The organism is Amycolatopsis minnesotensis, from assembly GCF_039529815.1.
GTDB lineage: Bacteria > Actinomycetota > Actinomycetes > Mycobacteriales > Pseudonocardiaceae > Amycolatopsis > Amycolatopsis minnesotensis.
In genome coordinates, this window is the sequence record NZ_BAAANN010000004.1 from 248,765 (window position 1) to 265,163 (window position 16,399).

17 protein-coding genes are annotated in these 16,399 nt (G+C 70.1%); 11 read left to right on the forward strand and 6 right to left on the reverse strand.

Going from position 1 to position 16,399, the window contains the following annotated elements; all coding sequences use genetic code 11:
- Positions 1–36: 36 nt before the first annotated feature.
- Complete coding sequence (locus ABD256_RS06845; protein ID WP_344414647.1) at positions 37–216, reverse strand: LPXTG cell wall anchor domain-containing protein; 180 nt, start codon at positions 214–216, stop codon at positions 37–39.
- A 19-nt stretch (positions 217–235) separates the two neighbouring features.
- On the reverse strand, positions 236–1,021 hold the full coding sequence (locus ABD256_RS06850) for a choice-of-anchor protein CoaP (RefSeq protein ID WP_344414649.1): 786 nt from the start codon (positions 1,019–1,021) through the stop codon (positions 236–238).
- 396 nt (positions 1,022–1,417) lie between these two features.
- Between ABD256_RS06850 and xrtP the strand changes: the two genes are divergently transcribed.
- Both xrtP and ABD256_RS06860 read left to right on the forward strand, forming a co-directional pair.
- Positions 1,418–1,918: an exosortase P gene (xrtP, locus tag ABD256_RS06855; RefSeq protein ID WP_425546393.1), complete on the forward strand. Its 501-nt coding sequence runs from the start codon at positions 1,418–1,420 to the stop codon at positions 1,916–1,918.
- The gene (locus ABD256_RS06860; RefSeq protein WP_486303463.1) at positions 1,915–3,300 is read left to right on the forward strand and encodes an XrtP-associated glycosyltransferase; all 1,386 of its coding nucleotides are present in this window, start codon (positions 1,915–1,917) and stop codon (positions 3,298–3,300) included. Before xrtP ends, ABD256_RS06860 begins: the two co-directional genes overlap by 4 nt.
- Here ABD256_RS06860 and ABD256_RS06865 read toward each other — a convergent pair whose 3' ends face one another.
- Positions 3,301–5,193 carry an N-acetylmuramoyl-L-alanine amidase gene (locus ABD256_RS06865; RefSeq protein WP_344414653.1) on the reverse strand — a complete coding sequence of 631 codons (1,893 nt, stop codon included), beginning with the start codon at positions 5,191–5,193 and terminating at the stop codon, positions 3,301–3,303.
- A gap of 165 nt (positions 5,194–5,358) precedes the next feature.
- Entirely contained in the window at positions 5,359–6,927 is a 1,569-nt protein-coding gene (locus ABD256_RS06870; protein WP_344414655.1) for an alkaline phosphatase D family protein, read from the reverse strand.
- Positions 6,928–7,085: 158 nt separating this feature from the next.
- Here ABD256_RS06870 and ABD256_RS06875 point away from each other — a divergent pair, with 158 nt between their 5' ends.
- The 3 genes from ABD256_RS06875 (at position 7,086) to groL (ending at position 9,745) form a co-directional block, all read left to right on the forward strand.
- Positions 7,086–7,523 (forward strand): hypothetical protein, encoded by a 438-nt coding sequence (locus ABD256_RS06875; RefSeq protein ID WP_344414657.1) that lies wholly within the window; start codon positions 7,086–7,088, stop codon positions 7,521–7,523.
- Between the two features lie 215 nt (positions 7,524–7,738).
- Positions 7,739–8,032 carry a co-chaperone GroES gene (groES, locus tag ABD256_RS06880; RefSeq protein WP_026360373.1) on the forward strand — a complete coding sequence of 98 codons (294 nt, stop codon included), beginning with the start codon at positions 7,739–7,741 and terminating at the stop codon, positions 8,030–8,032.
- Between the two features lie 93 nt (positions 8,033–8,125).
- The gene (gene groL / locus ABD256_RS06885; RefSeq protein WP_344414670.1) at positions 8,126–9,745 is read left to right on the forward strand and encodes a chaperonin GroEL; all 1,620 of its coding nucleotides are present in this window, start codon (positions 8,126–8,128) and stop codon (positions 9,743–9,745) included.
- Positions 9,746–9,870: 125 nt separating this feature from the next.
- Here the strand turns inward: groL and ABD256_RS06890 are convergent, their stop codons facing one another.
- Positions 9,871–10,611 carry an SDR family NAD(P)-dependent oxidoreductase gene (locus ABD256_RS06890; RefSeq protein WP_344414672.1) on the reverse strand — a complete coding sequence of 247 codons (741 nt, stop codon included), beginning with the start codon at positions 10,609–10,611 and terminating at the stop codon, positions 9,871–9,873.
- A 94-nt stretch (positions 10,612–10,705) separates the two neighbouring features.
- On the opposite strand from ABD256_RS06890, the gene ABD256_RS06895 reads away from it, so the two are divergent.
- Positions 10,706–11,338: a TetR/AcrR family transcriptional regulator gene (locus tag ABD256_RS06895; RefSeq protein ID WP_344414674.1), complete on the forward strand. Its 633-nt coding sequence runs from the start codon at positions 10,706–10,708 to the stop codon at positions 11,336–11,338.
- A gap of 23 nt (positions 11,339–11,361) precedes the next feature.
- Here ABD256_RS06895 and ABD256_RS06900 read toward each other — a convergent pair whose 3' ends face one another.
- Entirely contained in the window at positions 11,362–11,664 is a 303-nt protein-coding gene (locus ABD256_RS06900) for a WhiB family transcriptional regulator (protein WP_215547889.1), read from the reverse strand.
- A gap of 227 nt (positions 11,665–11,891) precedes the next feature.
- Here ABD256_RS06900 and ABD256_RS06905 point away from each other — a divergent pair, with 227 nt between their 5' ends.
- The 5 genes from ABD256_RS06905 to ABD256_RS06925 all read left to right on the forward strand — a co-directional run bounded on the left by ABD256_RS06905 (position 11,892) and on the right by ABD256_RS06925 (position 16,373).
- Positions 11,892–12,875, forward strand: coding sequence for a MerR family transcriptional regulator (locus tag ABD256_RS06905; protein WP_425546397.1), 984 nt, complete (start codon positions 11,892–11,894; stop codon positions 12,873–12,875).
- Positions 12,859–13,707: a hypothetical protein gene (locus ABD256_RS06910; RefSeq protein WP_344414679.1), complete on the forward strand. Its 849-nt coding sequence runs from the start codon at positions 12,859–12,861 to the stop codon at positions 13,705–13,707. The genes ABD256_RS06905 and ABD256_RS06910 overlap by 17 nt, the downstream gene beginning before the upstream one ends.
- 142 nt (positions 13,708–13,849) lie before the next feature.
- Complete coding sequence (locus ABD256_RS06915) at positions 13,850–14,446, forward strand: response regulator transcription factor (protein WP_003073605.1); 597 nt, start codon at positions 13,850–13,852, stop codon at positions 14,444–14,446.
- 367 nt (positions 14,447–14,813) lie between these two features.
- On the forward strand, positions 14,814–15,386 hold the full coding sequence (locus ABD256_RS06920; protein WP_344414885.1) for a sigma-70 family RNA polymerase sigma factor: 573 nt from the start codon (positions 14,814–14,816) through the stop codon (positions 15,384–15,386).
- A complete protein-coding gene (locus ABD256_RS06925) occupies positions 15,387–16,373 on the forward strand; it encodes an anti-sigma-D factor RsdA (protein ID WP_344414697.1) in 987 nt (328 codons plus the stop codon).
- The last annotated feature ends 26 nt before the right edge of the window (positions 16,374–16,399 follow it).

Here is a 16,399-nt window from a genome sequence, read left to right on the forward strand (position 1 = left end):
GCAAGGGGCGGGTGCCGTCCGCCGGTCGCGCCTAGCTCAGGAGCGGGACCTGGCGAGGCGCTTGGTGCGGCGGTGTGCGGCGATGACCGCGGCGGTGCCGAGGACCAGCAGCACCACGCCGACCGCTATCCACCAGCCGACATCGGCACCGGTGGCGGCGAGGGTGCCCACCCCGCCACCGGCCGCGCCGACACCGGCACCTGGCAGCTTGTACATCGCGACCTCACCTCGGCGATCAGGCCGCGGCCGATGCCGAGGACCTGCGGTTGCGGGTCACGCGGATGCCGACCGGCACCGCGATCGCGCCGAGCAGGCCGAACCCGATCCACATACCGGCACCCGAGGCGAGCGGCACCGGAAGACCGGCGGGGCCGCAGGTCGCCGAGGAGATGATCACGTCGCCGGAGCCGATCGCCCCCGCGAGCCCGCCACCGAGCAGCTTCACGTGCAGCGCGTTGACGGTCAGGCTGCCGTCCTTGGTGTTGTTGATCTGCTCGTTGAGGATGACCGTCGCGACGTTGCCGATGACCGGCAGCTTGACCTCGAGCTTGGTGTTCGCCGCCGGGGTCACCGGGACCGAACCGAGGCTGCCGAGGTTCGCACCGGCCAGCGTGCTGCTGCCCGTGACGCCCTTCTGCGTCGCGACGCAGGTGGCCTCGATCGCTTTCGCGCCGACGTTGCCGAGCGCGGCCTTCAACAGCGGGAGGCCGACGTCGGCGGTGCTCGCCTTCGCGTCCACCTGGCCGGAGTTGTCGTCACGCTTGGCCTCGGTGTTGATCACACCGGAGGTGAGCACGCCGGGGAGGTTGACGCCCGCGAAGGTGTTCTGCGTCGGGCCCTTGGTGCTGGCGGCGGCGAACGGGCCCGCCTTGACCGCGTCCGCGCCGAGCAGCTTCACGTCAACGGAAAGGCCGAACGCGGAACCGTCGCCGGGGGCCGCGGCCGCGGTGCCCGCGCCGACCAGCGCGACGCACGCGACCACCGCTGCGAGGAGCCCCCCGCGCCGAAGGTGGGTCTTCATCAAATGTTCCTCTTTTCTGTTGAGAACACACGATCACCGAGGGGAGAAAGGCAGGAGAAACCCGGCCATACCCGAGGTCGGTTCGTGGATGCTGTATCGACGGAAGTGGCCGAAGTGGCACAGAAAATATCTGTTACTACCCGAATGGGTTACTTTTTTCGACGTTTCCGCAGGTCGGCGCGAAGAGTACCCGTTTGGAGCAGTCGGTCTAGCGGATAGTAGGCCGGACGGCCGTAATGAAACGGCACGTGCGGGCGATAGGGGTGCACAGACGGGTGGCGGCGGGTTCGCGCTCCCACTTCGCGGAACCAGGTGACGATCGAGAGGACCGCTGTGTCCGTAGCCAGTACGCCGACGTCGAAGTCGTGGCAGTTTCCCCTGCGCTGGGGCGTTTTCGTGGTCCTCGCGGCCGCTGTCGCCCTCGTCGTGGCGGAGCGCGCCTACCGGGTTTTCGAGGTCCAGTTCGCCGGGGCGATCCTCAAGGTCATCACCTCATCGGGGGTATACGTGGCCGGTGAGCGGGAAACTGTTTACTTTGGGTTGTCCGGCACTGATCCACTCGGGTTGAGAATGACGCCGGAATGCTCATCGGCGTTCATGCTCATCCCGTTGTTTCTTGTCACCGCTGTGATGATGTGGTTCCGGCCACGGAATACCCGCCGCCTCTTCCTTTCGTTGGCGATCTCCGCGATCGCGGTCATTCTGGTCAACCAGTTACGGATCCTGGCCATCGCCGGGCTCGTGCACTGGCTCGGCATCGACCGCGGGTACTACTGGGGCCACACCCTGCTCGGCTCGCTGGTGAGCGTGCTCGGCGGCGCGCTGGCGCTGGTGCTGTTCGTCTGGCTGGGCACCCGCGGCTCGAAGGGGCCGAAGAACCGCGAGAGCGCCTCGTGAGCGGTGAGTCCTTCAAGGTCCTGCTGGCGATCACGCAGGCGTTCGCGCTCACGATGAGCGTCGCGTTCATCGTCTACGTGATCGTCATCGTGGTCCCGTTCCTGCGGCGCGAACCGGCCCCGGTCGGCGACGCGGACCGGTTCTCCTGGCACTTCTTCGTGCCGTGCCGTGACGAGCAGACGGTGATCGGCGAGACGGTGCGCTACCTGCGCTCGACGTTCCCCGCCGCGCACGTGTGGGTCGTCGACGACGACTCGGAGGACCGCACCGCGCGCGTGGTGCGGTCGCTGTGGCGGCGCGACGGCCAGTACGACCCGTTCCTGCACCTGGTGTGCCGCCGCCGTCCCGACGCCAGGACCGGCAAGGGCGACGCGCTGAACGCCGCCTACCGCGAGCTGAACGCGTGGAGCGACGGCTCGGTCCCGCGATCGGACGTCGTGGTGGTCGTGGTCGACGCCGACGGCAGGCCCGCGCCGAACTGCCTCACCGTGTGCGCGGCGGACCACCTCTTCGGCGACGGGACGATCGGCGCGGTCCAGCTCGACGTCCGGATGGGCAACCGGTCCACCCCGCCGCCGCGGAAGTCGTGGTTCGGCAGGGCTTTCGGGCTGAAGCTCGCGCAACTGCAGGACCTCGAGTTCCGCACCGCGATCGCCGCGATCCAGACCTCGCGCGGTTTCACCGGCACCATCTCGATGGGCGGCAACGGCCAGTTCACCCGGCTCACCGCGCTCGACTCGATCGCGGGCGAGGACGGCACGCCGTGGCGCGGTTCGCTGCTGGAGGACTTCGAGCTCGGCGTCCACCTGCTGACCGCGGGCTGGCGGACCGGCTACACCCCGGACTCGTACGTGGCGCAGGAGGGCCTGTACAGCCTGCGCCGGTTCCTCGTGCAGCGGACGAGATGGGGCCAGGGCACCATGCAGTGCCTGCGGTACCTGCGGCGGATCTGGGACTCACCGCACATCAGCACGTTCGGCGCGGCCGAGATGATGTACTATCTCGCCCAGCCGTGGATGCAGCTGCTCGGCTCGCTGCTGTACCCGATCCCGTTCCTCGTGCTGCTGGTGAACACCGCCGGTGATCCGGCGACGATGTGGTCGTGGTTCACCGACGGCGCCTGGATCCTGTTCGCGATCTACGGCTCGTTCGGGCTGCTGCCGTTCGTCATGTGGGGTCCCATCTACCAGTGGAAGTGCTTGCGCAGCAAGAACATCCTCGCCGGGTTCGGCATGGGGCTCGCCTACGCCGCGTACATCTACACCTTCTACATCACGTCGTGGCGCGCGCTGTTCCGGCTCGTGCGCGGTCGCAACGGCTGGTCCAAGACCCGCCGCAACACCGAGGCCGCGACGGGCGCGAAGGTAGCGTTGGACAGCTGATCAGAACGCGGGCAGCACCAGCACGTCGTCGGCGTTGACGTAGGCGATCCGGTGTCCGAACTGGACCTGCACGTACTTCGTCCTCCCTTTGACCACAAGGTGTTCGGCCGGGTCGAACCGGGTGGCGTAGTAGTACTCGGAACCGATCGTGCCGCTCGACGAGTAGCGCTGACCGGACTGCAGCGAGTACGGCAGCGGCACGATCGGCTGCGGTGTCCGCCCCGCCGGGTACGCGGACGCCTCGGGGTAGGCGGTGCCGTAGACCGGGACCGAGGCCTTGCCCGGCTTCGGCACCACCACGGTGCCGATCGCGGGCTTGGCCGTCGGTGCCCTGCGCGGGTTGAGGAACCAGCCCTTCTGGCCCAGGTACCAGACCGCCGTCCAGTCGCCGCGGACCTCGGCGACCGCGTAGCGCTGGCCCGCGTCGATCCGGCTGCCCACATCGGACACGTCCATAGTGGACGGAGTGCCGTCCGGGTGCAGGCCGATGTCCTTGAGCAGCGGCGCGTCCGCGGCCGGCTCGGTGTGCAGTATCTGCGAGGCTGAACCCCTTGGCGTACAAGGCTTTCCCGGTGATTCGCAGCCGGTGAACGCGGGCTGGTTCGCCGCGAAGCCCGGCGTGCTCGTCACCAGTTTCGAGCCGGGCAGGCCGAAGCCGTGGTCGAACGGGGCGCCGAGCAGGTCGAAGTAGTGCGACCAGTCCCAGTAGGGGCCCGGGTCCCAGTGCATCGACGGGATCTTCGCGGCGTTGATCCCCGGCACGTTGTCGTGGCCGATGATGTGCGCGCGGTCGAGCGGGATCCGGTTCTTCTCCGCCAGGTACCGCACGAGCTTCGCGGACGTGCGGTACATCGCCTCGGTGTACCAGGCGCCCTTCGCGGCGAACCCTTCGTGCTCGACGCCGATCGACTTGGAGTTCACGTACCAGTTGCCCGCGTGGTAGGCGACGTCCTTCGTCGGCACGTGCTGGGCGATCTGCCCGTCGGACGAGCGGATCGAGTAGTTCCAGCTCACGTACGCCGGATCCTGGACGAGCTTGAGCACGTCGTCCCAGTAGCCCTCGGTGTCGTGGATGACGATGTAGTCGATCTTCTGGCTCTGCGGGCGGTTCGCGAGGTCGTGGTTGCCGTAGCCGCCGCCGGGCAGCTCCTGGTACGGCGCCGGGACGGACTCGCACGAGACGGACCGCGGGCATTCGACCTTGCCGCCCGCGGGCGAGCCGGTGCGCGGCAAGAGGTTCGGTGTCGGCGCGAGGGTCAGGTGCTGGCCGTCGTCGGTGACGCGGTCGACGCCCGACTTCAGGGTTTCGAAGACCTCGTCGGCGAACGAGGAAGCGTCGGGTGTGCCGCCGTAGCGGGCGATCGCGCCGTACCAGTCGGCCGGGGTCTCGCCGCGCGCGCCGGTCTGGCGCTGGTAGTCGGCGAGCAGCGCCGCGCCGCCGCGGATGTTCTGCGCCGGGTCTTCGCGCAGCGTCTCGGCGCTCTCCCCGATGAGCTGGGCCGCGCGGTCGACGGTCTGCAGCGGCGGCGTCACCGGCGCGGGGCCGGGGGAGGACGGGTGCAGCTCGGGACGGCGCCCGTCGCCGCGCGGGTCCTCGCCGCCTTCGTCGTGGTGGCTGCCGCCGGTCCCCGCGGCGCGCAGGTCCGTGAGGTGCATCGGGCCGTAGCCCGCGGCGGTGCTCGGCGTGCCCGCGTTGTAGTCCCAGCGCGATTCGAGGAACGAGACGCCGAGGAGCACGTTCTCGGGAACGCCGAACTCGTCGGCCGCGGCCGCGAAGTCGCGCTGGCGCTGCTGGTCGGCGGGGGCGGCCTGGGCGGTTGCGGCCGGGGCGGCGAGCGCGAGACTCGCGACGGCGAGCAGTGCGCCGCCGCGGCGGAACGAACGACGAGACATGTCGGGACCCCTCGTGAGTTCTCGGAAGGATCTGAACCTTACAAGAAAATCCCCATCTCCAGCCCCTCCGAGCCGAGCGGGCCCGGGTCGCGTTTAGCCCGCTAACTGCAGGTGGGCGCCCCGGACCCGTTCGAAGTGCAGTTAGCGGGCTAAACGTCGCCGGCGTCAGGCGCGGTGCAGGGCGGGGCTCCGGTCCTCCACCACGAAGCTCGCGGCCGTCTCCGCGGCGGCGTCCGGCTTCGACACGAACGGCACGATCCGGTAGTCCGCGCGCAGCTCGCCCGCGGTGAACTTCGTCCGCACGTAGCCCCGCCGGTTCTTGTGGAACTTCACGTGCGGGTTCTCGTCGAGCACGGCCTGGTTGGTGCCGTCGTCACCGTCCTTGCCGCTGGTGATCGAGGTCGTGATGAACTCGGTGCCGACCCCCTTCGAGTCCGGCGAGCCGTAGGTCTCCTTGATCTCGGCGGCCCAGTGCCGGTGGACATCGCCGGTGAGCACCACGCCGTTGCGCACCCGCGAGTTCCCCATCGCCGACGCGATCCGGTCGCGGTTCGCCTGGTAGCCGTCCCAGGCGTCCATGTTGTAGCCCTCGGCGGCACCGGGCGTGAGGTCGATCTGCGAGAAGAACACCTGCTGCCCGAGTACGTCCCAGCGCGCACGCGAGCTGTGGAACCCGTCGACGAGCCACTTCTCCTGGCGCTCGCCCGTGATCGACCTCGTCGGGTTCAGCCGCTCGTCGCAGCCGGCCTTGACGCCGTCGCCGCAGGCCTGGTCGTCCCGGTACTGGCGGGTGTCGAGCATGTGGAAGGTCGCCAGCGAACCCCAGTTCAGGCGCCGGTAGAGCTGAATGTCCGAGCCATGCGGCTTCGCCGAGCGCCGCAGCGGCATGTTCTCGTAGTACGCCTGGAACGCGGCCTTGCGACGAGCCATGAAGGCGGGCCCCCGTGGCGTCTGCGAGCCGGCTTCGGGGACCTCGCCCGCCCAGTTGTTCTCGGTCTCGTGGTCGTCGAACACCACCAGCCACGGCGCCGTCGCGTGCGCGAGCTGCAGGTCGGCGTCGGTCTTGTACTGGCCGTGCCGCAGCCGGTAGTCGGCCAGTTCGACGGTCTCCGGGCCGAGCACCTTCCGCACGTCCTTCGCCTTCGACGCGTACTCGTACTGGTAGTCGCCGAGGTGCAGCACGAGATCGGGGTGATCTTCGGCGAGCCGCCGGTAGGCCGTGAAGTAGCCCTCGCCGTAGTGCGCGCACGACGCGAAGCACATCGTCAGCGCGCCGAGCGTGCCGAGAGCGGGCGCGGTGCGGGTCCGCCCGACCCGCGAAACCGCCTTGCCGCTGCGAAACCGGTAGAAGTACTCGGTGCCCGGCGCCAGGCCCTCGACTTCGACGTGCACGCTGTGCGCGGAATCCGGCGTCGCCACCGCGTTCCCGGCCCGCACGATCTTGGTGAACTGCTCGTTCTTCGACAGCTGCCACTGCACCGGCACCGCGCGGCCCGGCATGCCGCCGAGGCCGTTTTCGGCGACCGGGTCGACCGCGAGCCGCGTCCAGAGGACGATGCCGGTGGCCGTCGGCTCGCCGGACGCGACGCCGAGGGTGAACACTTCGCCGAGCGGCTGGGCGAGTCCGGCGCCTTCGCTCGCGCCGGCCCTGGTGAGTCCGGCGGCGCCGGCGGCGACCGCCACCGCTCCCGCGCCGCCGAGCAGGAAAAGCCTGCGGTTGACCGATTCGGGCATGGCTGACCTCCGTGTGGTGGGGGACCGTCCCGTCGATCGCACCTTCGGGAAGACGAACGGGACAAACCCGAAAGGGTGACCGCGAGGTGAATTCCCGGCATGCGTGAATTTGGTCAAAGATCCGCCGTGGTGGCCGGGGGCTCTGGGACCGTGGACGGATGGACGGATCCGGCTGGACTCCGCGCGATCACGCCGAACTGGTCGCGGGCTGGCGCCTGTGGCTTGAGCTGAGCTCGGGCGTGCACCCCGGACCGGACTGGGACGGCACGCCCGCGGCCGCCGTCGCCCGCCTGCGGGACCTGGTCGGCCTCTGCGACGCGATCCAGGCCGAGTACGTCGCGGCGTCCGGCGATCCGCACGGGGCGATCCTCGCGATGCTCCGCTCGGTGGTGTTCCTCGCGAGCTCGTCGATCGAAAACTGGTGGGACGACGATCTCGATTTCTGGTCCGGCGGGGCCCGCCCGCTCGACGCCGAACGGCTCACCCTGCTCCACGCCGACCTGGCCGCGTTCAGCGAGCGACTGGCGGTCTTCCGGGCAGCGCTCGCCGAGGGCGGCGGCTGGCGGGGAATCGAGCCCGCCTTCCCGTCGGCTTGAGGGTTCTGAGCTGCGTTTAGCGGGCTAAACGTCGCGCGGCGGTGTCTCAGGATGAGGCACCGAGGGCACCCTCCTTGCGAAGCTGGCACTCGCGTGGCTAGAGTGCTAATTGCACGGCACCGCACACGCCCCGGCACCCGCGACGGCGGGGGTGGTAGGAGTCGTAACCAACAGAAACCTGCCAACGCTTTCGACGACCCGTGGAGGTCAACCCGGTGAGCGTGAACATCAAGCCGCTCGAGGACAAGATCGTTGTCCAGACGAGTGAGGCCGAGGAGACGACGGCTTCCGGTCTCGTCATCCCCGACACCGCCAAGGAAAAGCCCCAGGAGGGCAAGGTTCTGGCCGTGGGCCCCGGTCGCATCGACGACAAGGGAAACCGCGTGCCGGTCGACGTCAAGGAAGGCGACGTCGTCATCTACTCGAAGTACGGCGGCACCGAGGTCAAGTACAACGGTGAGGACTACTTGATCCTGTCCGCCCGCGACGTGCTGGCCGTCATCAACTGACGTCCGGTTCCAGCGGTGAACGCCCCGGGCCCCGATAGACCGGGGGCCGGGGCGTTTCGCTTTCCCATCATCGAAAGGTAAGCGGAACTCGCTATGCCCAAGCAGATCAATTTCGACGAGGACGCTCGTCGGGCGCTGGAGCGCGGCGTCAACAAGCTCGCCGACGCCGTGAAGGTGACGCTCGGCCCGCGCGGCCGCCACGTCGTACTCGACAAGAAGTTCGGCGGCCCGACCATCACGCTCGACGGTGTCACCGTCGCCCGTGAGATCGAGCTGGACGACCCGTTCGAGAACCTGGGCGCCCAGCTCGCGAAGAACGTCGCCACCAAGACCAACGACGTCGCCGGTGACGGCACCACCACCGCCACGGTGCTGGCGCAGTCGCTGGTGAAGGTTGGCCTGCGCAACGTCGCGGCCGGCGCCAACCCGACCGCGGTCGGGCGTGGCATCGAAGCGGCGGCCGAGAAGGTCGTCGAGGTGCTCAAGTCCAAGGCCACCCCGGTCAAGGGCCGCGACAACATCGCCCAGGTCGGCACGGTCACCTCGCGTGACGCCAACATCGGCGCGCTTCTCGGCGAGGCCGTCGAGAAGGTCGGCGAGGACGGCGTGATCACCGTGGAGGAGTCCTCCACGCTGGCCACCGAGCTCGAGATCACCGAAGGCGTCCAGTTCGACAAGGGTTTCCTGTCGGCGCACTTCGCCACCAACCCCGAAGAGCAGCGCGCGATCCTCGAGGACGCGTACGTCCTGCTGCACCGCGAGAAGATCTCGGCGCTGGCCGATCTGCTCCCGGTGCTGGAGAAGGTCGTCGAGGCCAAGAAGCCGCTGCTGATCATCGCCGAGGACGTCGACGGCGAGGCGCTGTCCACCCTCGTGGTGAACTCGCTGCGCAAGACGATCACCGCGGTCGCCGTCAAGGCGCCGTTCTTCGGTGACCGCCGCAAGGCGTTCCTGGACGACCTCGCGGTCGTCACGGGCGCGCAGGTCATCTCCTCCGAGATCGGCCTGAAGCTGTCCGAGACCGGCCTCGACGCGCTGGGCAAGGCGCGGCGCATCGAGATCACCAAGGACGTCACCACGATCGTCGACGGTGCGGGCACCAAGGACGACGTGCAGGGCCGGATCGCGCAGATCCGCCGCGAGATCGACGCGACGGACTCCGACTGGGACCGCGAGAAGCTGCAGGAGCGGCTCGCGAAGCTCGGCGGCGGCGTCGCGGTCATCAAGGTCGGCGCGGCCACCGAGACCGAGCTGAACGAGCGCAAGCACCGCATCGAGGACGCGGTGGCTTCCACCAAGGCGGCCGTCGAAGAGGGCATCGTCCCCGGCGGCGGCTCGGCGCTGGTGCACGCGGTCAAGGAATTGGCAGCGCTCGAGTCCTTGACCGGTGACGAGGCGACCGGTGTCGCGATCGTCCGTGACGCGCTCACCGCGCCGCTGTTCTGGATCGCCACGAACGCGGGCCACGAAGGCGCCGTGATCGTGAACAAGGTGCGGGAGCAGGGCTGGGGCCACGGGTTCAACGCGGCCACCGGCGAGCTGACCGACCTGCTCGGCGCCGGCATCATCGACCCGGTGAAGGTGACCCGCTCCGCGGTCGCCAACGCCGCGTCGATCGCCAGGCTGGTGCTCACCACGGAAAGCTCCGTGGTCGAGAAGCCGGTCGAGGAGGACGAGTCCGCGGCCCACGGCGGCCACGGGCACGCCCACTGACGTACCCGGACACCGGAACGGGGCGGCACCCACCTGGGGTGCCGCCCCGTTCTTTTTGCCCGCTTCATCCGGTTTCGCAGGCTCGCCGCGCACAGTTAGCGGGCTAAACGCGGTAGTGAGCAGTGCTAAGCGTTTATGCCGCCGTCGACGGTGATGGTGGACCCGGTGACGAACCGGCCCGCTTCGCCTGCCAGGTGGGTGACGGTCGCGGCGATGTCCGACGCCGCCGCGTACCGGCCGAGCGCGCTGATCTCCCGCTGCGCGTCCGAGTGCGCGCCGTCTTCGGGGTTCATGTCGGTGGCGGTGGATCCCGGCTGCACGAGCGCCGCGGTGATCCCGCGCGCTCCGAGGTCGCGGGCCAGCCCCCTGGTCAGCCCGGACAGCGCCGACTTGCTCGCCGCGTACAGGCTCAGCCCCGGCCACGGCACCCGCTCCGCGAGGTTGCTGCCGATCGTGATGATCCGCCCGCCGTCGGGCAGGTGCTTCACGGCCTCCCGCGCGGCCACGAACACGGCGCGGACGTGGATCGCGAACGTCCGGTCGATCTCCTCGACGGTCAGCTGGTCGATCGTCGCGCTGGGGAAGACGCCCGCGTTGCTGACCAGGATGTCCAGCCCACCCAGCTCGGTGGCCGCGGTGCCGACCGCGGCGGCCACGTCGTCGGCTTCGGCGACGTCGGCCCTGATCGCGAGCGCCCTGCGGCCGAGTCCTTCGATCGCCGCGACGACCGCGTCGGCGCGGTCCTTCTCGGCCCGGTAGGTCAGCGCCACGTTCGCGCCGTCTTCGGCAAGGCGTGTCGCGATGGCCGCGCCGATGCCGCGGCTGCCACCGGTCACCAGTGCCACCTTGCCCTCGAGTGGGGACATGTCGGACTCCTTTTCTGTAGTGGTCGACACATAATTCACCGGCGTACGATCGGACGTCAAGAACTTGTGTGCGGATCAGTACAGAAAGAGGCTCATGTCACCTCGGGGACGCCCCCGCGGTTTCGACCGCGAAGTCGCGCTGCGAGAGGCCATGCACGTGTTCTGGGAGCGCGGCTACGAAGGCGCCTCGCTGGCCGACCTGACCGCCGCGATGGGGATCAACTCGCCGAGCATGTACGCGGCGTTCGGGGGCAAGGAAGCGCTGTTCCGCGAAGCGCTCGCGCTCTACGGGAGGACGTCCGGCAGCCAGACCGATCGCGCGCTGGCCGCGGCGACGACCACCCGTGACGCGGTCGAAGCGATGCTCAGGGACAACGCGCGCGTCTACGTCGAGCCGGGGCATCCGCGCGGCTGCATGGTCGTGCACGCGGTGACCAACTACGCGCCGGGCAACCAGGTCCTGCACGACGATCTCGCGAAACTGCGGCGCGGTGCCGTCTGCGCGCTACGGGACCGAATCCGGCAGGGGGTGGCTGCGGGCGAGCTGCCTGCGGACCTGGACGCCGAAGGGCTCGCGTCGTTCTACGTGGCGGTCCTCAATGGACTGTCCACATTGGCCAGGGACGGCGCGGGCGGGGCGGAGCTGGACGCCGTGGTCGAGCGCGCGATGAAGGCATGGAACACGTTGAGCGGTATGAAAGACGACGAGGGGGCGGCACCCAGGTGAGCGCCGCCCCCTCGATCGCGATCTCAGCTCGAAGACAGGCTCAGCGTCCGCTTGCCCGACTTGATGATGTTCTCCCGCTCGGATTCGGACAGGCCGCCCCAGATGCCGTAGGGCTCGTGGACGGCCAGCGCGTGCTGGCGGCACAGCTGCAGCACCGGGCAGGCCTGGCAGATCGCCTTCGCTCTGGCCTCCCGCCGTGCCCTGGCCGGCCCGCGTTCGCCGTCGGGGTGGAAGAACGAACCGCTGTCCATTCCGCGGCACGAGCCCTCCAGCTGCCAATCCCAGATATCGGCGTTGGGGCCGGGGAGCCTGCGCGTGTCTGCCATCGTGACCGCCTCCGTCGTGACCTGCGGTTGCCGGTACTGCGACTACTCCATTTGGTGCAACGGCGGTAACGTTAGAAGCGCGCCAATAGTTGTTCAAGAGATTCGGTCCGATTCAGCCGTTAGGCATCCCCCGTATGTGTGAGCGGCGTCTCGGACTCCGGTTGCCGCGCCCTCGGCCCGCCTGGATATTGGGTCGAGTGGGATCCGACGCCGACACCGAACCCACGATGCCGGTCGCCTCCGTCGCACGGCGCCTCGGCGTCGCGCCGTCCACGCTGCGCACCTGGGACCGCCGCTACGGGCTCGGGCCCAGCAGGCACACGGACGGCAGGCACCGCCGCTACGGCGCGTCGGACATCGGCAGGCTCGAACTGATGCAGCGCGCGCTCCTGCGCGGCGCTTCGACGGCCGAAGCCGCCCGGTACGCCCTCGAACAGATGCCCAAGTCGACGCCGACGCGTCCGGTCGCCGAGGAACCGCGGCCGAAGGCGTCCGTGCGGATCGACACCCCGGCGGGCGCGGTCGTGCTGCCCGCGGAGGAATCCGGTGACGGCGACCCGATCGGCGCCTCGCGGCTCGCGCGCCGGGTGAGCGCCGCCGCGCTCGCGATGGACGGCGGCGCGGTGCAGCGCCTGCTCGCGTCCGGCGTCGCCGATCTCGGCGTGCTCACCGCGTGGGAGGTGGTCGCCCAGCCCGTGCTCACCGCCTTCAGTCCGCGGTGGCGCGGCAGCGAGGTCGGCGGCGAGGTCGAACAACTGCTCGCGGAGTGCGTGCTCGCGACCCTCGTCAGGGCGACACCCGTGCTCGACGAGCCGCGGAACCACCGGCCGGTGGTGCTGTGCGGCGCGCCGGACGAACGCGACACGCTCGCCCTCTACGCGCTGGCCGCGGGGCTCGCCGGGCGCGGTGTCGGTACGCAGGTGTTCTCGGCGCCGCTCCAGACCGAGGTGCTGGCGGTCGCCGTCCGCCGCAGCGAACCGTCGGCGACCGTGCTGTGGGCGCAGCGGGCGGCCGCCGCCGACCCGAGGCTGTTCTCGCGGGTTTCGCGCGGCAGGAACCGGAGCAGGCTCTTCGCCTGCGGGGCCGGGTGGCAGCACGACGTTCTGCCCGCGAAAGTCGAGGTGCTGGGAGATCTCCCGTCGGCGGCGGACCGGATCGAGTACGTGCTGTTCGGCCGCGCCCGCCGCCGGGAGAATGCCGTCCGTGGATGAAGACGAGCTGCGGAGGGTGGCGTTCGGCCGGTTGACCTCGCCCGCCGATGCGGATGACGTCGCGTTGCTCCGGCCGGGGCCGAACTGGTTCGCGGGCGTCGTACTCGGCGCGCGAGGCCGGTATGCCGCGGCCGCGTCCGTGTTCGGCGGGCTGGCTCGCGGGAAGGACCCGGTCATCGCGGCCGCCGCCCTGACCGCGCTCGCCTCCCACCGGCGCCAGCTCGGCGGGCACGCCGTCGCGCGAGGCCTCGACGGGAGAGCGTTTAGCCTGCTAACTGCAGGCAGCGGGGCCGAGGATCCGGACGGGGTGGACGCGGCAGGGATCAGGGCCGACGCGCTACTCGGGCTCGCCGCGGACAACCTCGCCCTCGGCGGCCAGCGCGCCGCGCGGCGGTTGATCGCCGCGGTGACCGACACCCGCTGGCGGGCCGCCGTGCGCACCGGGTGGGTCAGCGCGGAGGTGGAGCTGGCCGCGGGGCGGGCCGCCGAAGCGGTCGCGCCCGCCCGGCGCGCGCACGAGATCGCCACCGCGCGCGGCGCCGACCGCCACCGGGTCAAGTCGGCGCTCGTGCTGTCCGCCGCCCTCGTCGCTACCGGCGAGTCGCCGGCGCGCGGCCGGGCTGCCGAACTCGTCGAATCCGCGCTCGGGGACGTGGAAAAGTTCGGGCTGAGCTCGCTGGCGTGGCCCGCCTGCCTCCTCGCGGCCGATCTCGTTCCGGCCAACGCCGAACGGTATCGATCCAGAGCACTAGAGGTGTTGCACGCAGTGTTACTACGCTCGGACCCTGAAGGGAGGCGGATCGCCGCTCGATCGCCATGGATGCCGCGGTGACCCGGGTGAGACCCGTCGGAGCGGGTCATACCGACATCCGGGCTAAGAACTTTTAAAAAAAGCCACCGGATCGTGTCAAGGTGGGGTCTAAAGCGTCCGATAGGGGATATGGAATGTCACCCGGCTGCAGGAAGGAAACCCCGTGACGACGGTCTTGATCTGCGACGACCGACGCAGTGTCCGCGAAGGGCTCACCCGCGTGATGTCTGCCGTCCCCGGCGTCAGTCGCATCGACTGTGTAGCGCACGGTGACGAGTTGCTTGCCCGCTACTCGCGGCAGCCGGTGGACGTCGTTCTCGTCGGCACCCAGCGCGCCGTGCCCACCGGAGTGGAAGCGACCCGCCGGCTCGTGTCGGCCAACCCGCAGGCGAACGTGATCGTGTTCGGCGCACCGGACGACGCGGGCAGCATCGCCGCCGCGATCGCCGGCGGTGCCCGCGGCTACCTCCGCTGGGACGCCTCCCGGCCGGAACTGGTCGCCGCGCTGGCGCACACCCTCGCCAGCACCTCGGTGCCCGCGCCGAGGCAGCCTTCGGATCCCGGCGTCCAGCTCACCGAGCGCGAACTCCAGGTGCTGCGCGGGATGAGCCAGGGCAAGAGCAACGGCCAGATCGGGCGCGAGCTGTACCTGTCCGAGGACACCGTGAAGACCCACGCGCGGAGGCTGTTCCGCAAGCTCGGCGTGCGCGACCGCGCGCAGGCCGTGGCGCACGGCTTCCGCCGCGGTTTGGTGTCCTGACGGCTTGCTTCGCCGTCAGCGTGAGCCAGGACACCGCGTCTCGCTTCGTCGTGTCCTGGTGTCACCGCCTGGCCGGGAGATCGGACCTGGGTTCACTCGAACGGACGCGCTGCCGGCGTATCTAGTGCCGTACTTGTCGCCTCTTTGTCACTGCGCCGTATCCCCCGCGCGAGCCTTTTCGTTGAAACTTTGATCAGTCAACGGAGAGGTGGTCCTGAGGCCGTACGCGTGGGGGCGCGCCGGGAGCGACCGTGAGTGAGCGCTGTCGGTGTCGGAAGGTACGGTGGGTATCACCGGCGTGAGGGACACTTAGCCGCACGCCGGCCTCTTTGCACGCCTACACGTAACACTGGGACTGTTGTCTGCGATGGCCAATGTGGGGGATGGACTGGATGAGCCAGTCGCCGCTGCTGTCGAGGGTGATCCCCAGGCAGTAGAGCGGCTGCTGGCCGCTATCCGTCCCCTTGTGGTGCGGTACTGCCGCGCCCGAGTTGGCAGGCAGGAGCGTTCGTTCGCTTCCGCAGACGATGTGGCCCAGGAGGTGTGTCTCGCGGTGCTCACGGCATTGCCCTCGTACCGTGACCAGGGGCGCCCGTTCCTGGCGTTCGTCTACGGCATCGCACAGCACAAGGTGGCGGACGCGCATCGCGCCGCCGCCCGCAACCGTGCGGAGCCCGTCGCGGAAGTGCCTGACGAGATCGAAGGCGGCGTCGGGCCCGAGCAGCGCGCACTCCAGGGAGAGCTGAACGAGCGCATGTCACAGCTGCTCAGGGTCCTTCCGGACAAACAACGTGAGATCGTCGTGCTCCGCGTCGTGGTCGGGCTGTCCGCCGAGGAGACCGCGGACGCGGTCGGTTCCACCCCCGGCGCCGTCCGGGTGGCCCAGCACCGGGCACTCGCACGGCTTCGCAAAGTACTGGCGTCCGAGGAGGTGGTCTGAGTGACCGATCGCGACAGAGCCCACGATGTCCGCCGCGACCGCGGTCCCGGCCCCGACCGGTCCTCGTTCGTCGCGGACGGCTTCGCCTCGTCCGAGGCCGAGTTCGCCGCCGACCTCTCCGCCGTGCAGGCGGACGACGCGCTGCTCGACGCGCTCGGCGGCTCCGACCCGAAGGTCGCCGACGGCCTCGGCGACCAGGAGCTGAACGCGCTGCTGCTCGCGTGGCGCCGCGACATCGACAGCGAGCCGCTCGCCGAGCTCGTCGACACCGACACCGCCGTCGCCACCGTGAAGACCGCCGCGCTCGCCCGCAAGCACGCGGGCACCGGCCGCAAGCGCCGCTTCATGGTGCCCGTCGCCGCGGCCGCCGCCGTGCTCGCCATCGCGTTCACCGGCACCGGGCTCGCCGCGCGTGACGCGCAGCCCGGCGACACGCTGTGGGGCCTGACGAAGGTCCTCTACGCCGATCACGCCCGGTCGATCGAGGCCGCCGCCACCGTCCGCAGCGATCTCGAGGCCGCGAACGTCGCCCTGCTCCAGGGCCGCTACGACGACGCGCGCAAGGCGCTCGACGCCGCGCAGGCCGCGCTCAAGCAGGTGTCCACCGAGGACAGCCTCGCCCAGCTCATGGCGAGGCACCAGGAACTGAGCGCGATGCTGCAGCAGAACCCCAGCGGCCAGCCGCCGGTGCAGAGCAAGCCGAATCCGCCGCCGCCGGGCAGCCAGCCGGGCACGGTGCCCTCGACCAGCAACCCGCAGCCGGGCACTCCGCCGGAGAACACCGGCCTGCCGCCGCTGACGTCGTCGAACAAGCCGACGCCGCCCAGCTCGGACACGTCTCCGCCACCGCCGTCCACGAGCACGCCACCAACGTCGTCCTCGCCCAATCCGCCCAACCCGCCGGGCGGGGGCACCGGAGGCGAGCAGCCGCGCAGCGACCCGCCAGCGGGCACCCCGGAAGGGGCCGCGCAGGTCCCGGCGAACTGACGAACACCGAACGCGCGAAGGGGCCC